2 protein-coding genes and 2 pseudogenes are annotated in these 5,461 nt (G+C 67.4%); all 4 read left to right on the forward strand.

The window, feature by feature from the left end:
* Nucleotides 1–239, forward strand: a pseudogene (locus WA317_RS18285) (FAD-dependent oxidoreductase); the annotation flags it as partial.
* A gap of 56 nt (nt 240–295) precedes the next feature.
* A complete protein-coding gene (locus WA317_RS18290) occupies nt 296–2,305 on the forward strand; it encodes a glycoside hydrolase family 15 protein (protein WP_425174382.1) in 2,010 nt (669 codons plus the stop codon).
* A gap of 61 nt (nt 2,306–2,366) precedes the next feature.
* Entirely contained in the window at nt 2,367–5,006 is a 2,640-nt protein-coding gene (locus WA317_RS18295) for an ABC transporter ATP-binding protein/permease (RefSeq protein ID WP_425174383.1), read from the forward strand.
* A pseudogene (locus WA317_RS18300) lies at nt 5,003–5,461 on the forward strand (iron ABC transporter permease); the annotation flags it as partial. The gene WA317_RS18295 and the pseudogene WA317_RS18300, both read left to right, overlap by 4 nt.

The raw sequence follows: 5,461 nt of genomic DNA on the forward strand, positions 1-5,461 counted from the left end.
CCCGCCGGCTGGCCCGCGTACAGGCGCGCCGCTGGGTGCCGACGGCACTGCTGCAGGCGATGCAGCGGATGATCCACGCCAACGTGATCGCGCAGACCATCGGCGGTGACGGCAAAGGACGGCCACCGGTCGGCGGTGTGCGGCTGGTGAGCCGGATGCCGGCGCTGCGCCAACTCGCGGCGTATGTGGTGGCGATCGGCCCGCTGCCTGAGCACGCGCCGCGCTCAGCGCGTCGCTGAAGCCCCCATGAGCGAACGAGTAGACGCCGGGGACCGCGGCAGATGATGATGTCGGAATGGTTTTGCAAGCCGGAGCCGACGAGGCTGCCCACCGATCGAACGGTGACTCGGCCACACCGTTGACCGTTACGTCGCCGGTGCCGTTCGCGTCGACTGGTTCGCTGCGGAATCCGTTCCCGCCGATCGCCGACTACGCGTTCCTGTCGGACTGCGAGACGACGTGTCTGATCTCGCCGGCGGGTTCGGTGGAGTGGCTGTGTGTGCCCCGGCCGGACTCGCCGAGCGTGTTCGGCGCGATCCTGGACCGCAGCGCCGGTCATTTCCGGCTCGGCCCCTACGGCGTCTCAGTGCCGTCGGCCCGCCGCTACCTTCCCGGCAGCCTGATTATGGAGACCACCTGGCAGACCCACACCGGGTGGCTGATCGTGCGCGACGCGCTGGTGATGGGACCCTGGCACGACATCGAACGACGCTCGCACACCCACCGTCGCACCCCCATGGACTGGGACGCCGAGCACATTCTGCTGCGCACCGTGCGCTGCGTCAGCGGCACCGTCGAGCTGATGATGACCTGCGAACCGGCGTTCGACTACCACCGCATCGGCGCCGCCTGGGACTACTCTTCCAACGCCTACGGCGAGGCCGTCGCACGGGCGAAAACGAATCCCGACGCCCATCCGACGTTGCGGTTGACCACCAATCTGCGGGTTGGAATCGAGGGCCGCGAAGCCCGGGCGCGCACCCGGATGAAGGAGGGTGACGACGTCTTCGTCGCGCTGAGCTGGTCCAAGCACCCCGCGCCGCAGACCTACGAAGAAGCGTCGAAAAAAATGTGGTTGACCACGGAGTCGTGGCGGCAGTGGATCAACATCGGTGACTTTCCCGACCATCCCTGGCGGGCCTATCTGCAGCGCAGCGCGCTGACCCTGAAAGGGTTGACGTACTCGCCCACCGGCGCGCTGCTGGCCGCCAGCACCACCTCGCTGCCGGAAACTCCGCAGGGCGAACGTAATTGGGACTACCGCTACGCCTGGATTCGCGACTCCACCTTCGCTTTGTGGGGCCTTTACACCTTGGGGCTCGATCGCGAAGCCGACGACTTCTTCTCGTTCATCGCCGACGTGTCCGGCGCGAACAACGACGAACGTCACCCGCTACAGGTGATGTACGGCGTGGGCGGCGAACGCAGCCTCGAAGAAGTCGAACTGCATCACTTGTCCGGCTACGACCACGCCCGCCCGGTGCGGATCGGCAACGGCGCCTACAACCAAGAGCAACATGACATCTGGGGCAGCATCCTCGACTCGTTCTACCTGCACGCCAGGTCGCGCGAGCAGGTGCCCGAGACGCTGTGGCCGGTGCTGAAAAAGCAGGTGGAAGAAGCGATCATGCACTGGCGCGAGCCCGACCGGGGTATCTGGGAGGTGCGCGGCGAACCGCAACACTTCACGTCGTCGAAGGTGATGTGTTGGGTCGCGCTGGACCGCGGCTCCAAACTGGCCGAGCGCCAAGGCGAACGGAGCTACGCTCAGCAGTGGCGGGCCATCGCCGAGGAGATCAAGGCCGACATCCTCGAGAACGGCCTCAACGACAGCGGCGTCTTCACCCAGGCCTACGGCAGCGACGCCCTGGACGCCTCGCTGCTGCAGATCGTGCTGACCCGGTTCCTGCCGCCCGACGACCCGCGAGTGCGTGCGACGGTGCTCGCCATCGCCGACGACCTCACCGAGCAGGGTCTGGTGCTGCGCTACCGGGTCGAACAGACCGATGACGGGTTGACCGGCGAGGAAGGCACGTTCACCATCTGCTCGTTCTGGCTGGTGTCGGCGCTGGTGGAAATCGGCGAGATCAGTCGCGCCAAGCATCTGTGCGAGCGCCTACTGGCCTACGCCAGCCCGCTGCACCTCTACGCCGAGGAAATCGAGCCGCGCACCGGACGGCATCTGGGCAACTTCCCGCAAGCGTTCACCCACCTGGCGCTGATCAACGCGGTGGTGCACGTGATCCGCGCCGAAGAAGAAGCCGACAGCACCGGCGTCTTTCAGCCTGCCAACGCCCCGATGTGACGGGCTGGCGGCAAACCGAACGGCTTCCCAAGCAAGGTTAGGGTGGGCTAAGTTCTAGCCCATGGGCAGAGGCTTTCAAGGCGCGATGCTGCGCGGCTTGGGGGGGCGCGACCACCTGGCCACGGTGCTGGACACTTCCCCAGTCGCCCCGCACTGCCTGCGGATCACCATGTCGTCGCCGACGCTGTTCGACGACGTCAGCATCGGGCCGACCGCCTGGCTGCGGTTCTGGTTCCCCGACCCGGCCGGCGGCAGCACCGAGTTCCAGCGCGCGTACACAATCGTGTGGGCCGACCCGCAAACCGGCGAGTTCGCGGTGGACGTCGTGCTGCACGAGCCGACCGGCCCGGCATGCCAGTGGGCCATGCAGGCCGAACCGGACATGACCATCCAGGTGGTTTCGCTGGGTTCGACGCCGTTCGAGGTGCCCGACGAGCTGCCCGCAGGTTTTCTGCTCATCGGCGACGCCGCCTCGATCCCGGCGATCAACTCCATCCTGGCGGTGCTGCCGCCGGACGCCGACGTCGAGGTGTACCTGGAACGTCATTGCGACGCCGACGAACTGCTGGCGCTCACCGACCATCCGCGCCGTCGCCTGCACTGGGTGCACCGAACCGACGAAACGACTCTCGCTGCGGCCATCGAGGAGCGGGAGTGGTCCAACTGGTACGCCTGGGTCGGCTGCGAGGCTGGCTCGGGTAAGCATCTTCGCAAGCGGCTGCGTGACACGTTCGGCTTCCCGAAGAGCGATCTGCACGCTCAGGCGTACTGGTCGCAGGGCCGTGCCATGGGGCGCCGACGCGGCGACGACGATACCGGCTCAGGCGCCGGGGGAAACGGGTCACCGGCCACAATCGTGGCGATCGCTGCCGCTACCGCAGCCGTCGCCGAGCCGACACCTCCGGACACCGCCGTCACGCCGCAACCCGGGTCGCAACGCGGCAGGTGGCGATCGCAGGCCGCCCAGCAGCTGCTGGCCCCGGTCAGACCGCATTTGATCGCGAGTGGCGTCCTCCAGGCGCTGATCACCCTTCTGCAGTTGGCCCCGTTCGTGGTGCTGGTCGAACTGGCCCGGTTGCTGCTGGCCGGAGCCGACCAGTCCCGGGTATGGCACACCGTCATCGTGTTCGTGGCGCTGTTGGGCACCGGCACCTTCCTGAGCGCCGCGTTGCTGTTGTGGCTGCACGTCGTCGACGCGCGTTTCAGCGCGACGGTGCGGCGACGGCTCCTGGACAAGCTGTCCCGGGTGCCGCTGGGGTGGTTCACCCAGCGCGGATCCGGTGCGGTGAAGAAACTGATCCAGGACGACACGCTGGCCCTGCACTATCTGGTCACCCACGCGGTATCGGATGCGGTGGCCGCGGTGATCGCACCGGTCGCGGTGCTGGTCTACCTGTTCGTCGTGGACTGGCGATTGGCCCTGACCTTGCTGATCCCGATCCTGATCTACGTCCTCACCACCATGACCATGGTGTATCAAAGCGGCCCCAAGATCGCCCAGGCATCCAAGTGGGCTGAGCGGATGAACAACGCCTCGGCCGCCTATCTGGACGGGCAGCCGGTGATCCGGGTGTTCGGCGGCGCCGCGGCCTCATCGTTTCACCGCAACTTGGACGACTACATCGAATTCCTGAACAACTGGCAGCGGCCGTTCATCGGCAAGAAGACCTTCATGGACCTGGTCACCCGACCGTCGACTTTCTTGTGGCTGACCGCCACGGCGGGCACCCTGTTCGTCGTCAGCGGGGCGATGAGGCCGGCCACGCTGCTGCCGTTCCTGGTGCTGGGCACCACCTTCGGGGCGCGCCTGCTCGGCATCGGGTACGGGTTCGGTGGCCTGCGCGGCGGCATGGACGCGGCCCGGCGCATCGCGATCGTCCTCGAAGAGACCGAACTTGGCACGCACGACGAACCGGCCGGCGGCTCCGCGGCACCAGACGAGGTTTCGTTCGACCATGTCAGCTTCGGCTACCGCCCGGGCCGGCCCGTCATCCGCGACGTCACCCTGACATTGCCGCCCGGGACAGTGACCGCCCTGGTCGGGCCATCCGGTTCGGGCAAGTCCACGCTGGCGTCGCTGCTGGCGCGGTTCCACGACATAGACAGGGGCGCCATCCGCATCGGCGGTTGCGACATCCGATCGCTGACCCCTGATGAGCTTTACGCTCGTGTGGGCTTCGTCTTCCAGGACGTGCAGCTGGTGGCCGGCACAGTCCGCGACAACATCGCGTTGGCCCGGCCGGAAGCCGGCGCCGCCGAAGTGGAGGCCGCGGCAGTCGCTGCGCAGATCCACGAGCGGATACTGCGTCTCCCCGATGGTTACGACACCGTGCTGGATGCAAACAGTCAGCTGTCCGGAGGGGAACGGCAGCGGCTGACCATCGCTCGCAGCCTGCTCGCCGACACCCCGATCTTGATCCTGGACGAGGCGACCGCCTTCGTCGACCCGGAATCGGAATACCTCGTGCAGCAGGCGTTGGGCCGGCTGGTGGCCAACCGCACGGTGTTGGTGATCGCGCACCGGCTGCACACCATCACCGACGCCGACCAGATCGTCGTCCTCGACCACGGGCGGATCGCCGAAACCGGGACCCACAGCCAACTGCTCGAGGCCAACGGCCGCTATCGCAGGCTATGGGACAGCCGTCTGGCCGACAGCGCCCAACCGGCGGCCCCTTTGACCGTGGAAGCCGCACGGTGATCGCTAACCTGCTCCAGTTGATCCCGGCCCAGCGCCGCGGCGAACTGACCGGTTACGCGGTGCTGTCAATCGTGTCGGTGCTGCTGCGCGCGGGCAGCGCACTGCTGCTGGTCCCGCTGGTCGGCGCGCTGTTCAATTCCGAACCGGCCGGCGCGCTGCCCTGGCTCGGGGCGCTCACCGCGGCTACGGCCGGCGGTTGGGTCGTCGACATGGTGTTGGCCCGGATCGGATACCGCATCGGGTTCGCGCTGGTCGACGACACCCAGCATGCGATGGCCGACCGGCTCACCGACGTCGAGCTGGGCTGGTTCACCGCCGACAACACCGCGATGGCCCGGCAGGCCATCGCAGCCAGCGGTCCCGAACTGGTCGGCTTCATCGCGAACCTGCTCACCCCCTTCATCGGCGCGGTGCTGCTACCGGCTGCGATCACCGTCGGATTGTTTTTCTTCTCC

Source organism: Mycobacterium sp. (assembly GCF_049802695.1).
Lineage (GTDB): Bacteria > Actinomycetota > Actinomycetes > Mycobacteriales > Mycobacteriaceae > Mycobacterium.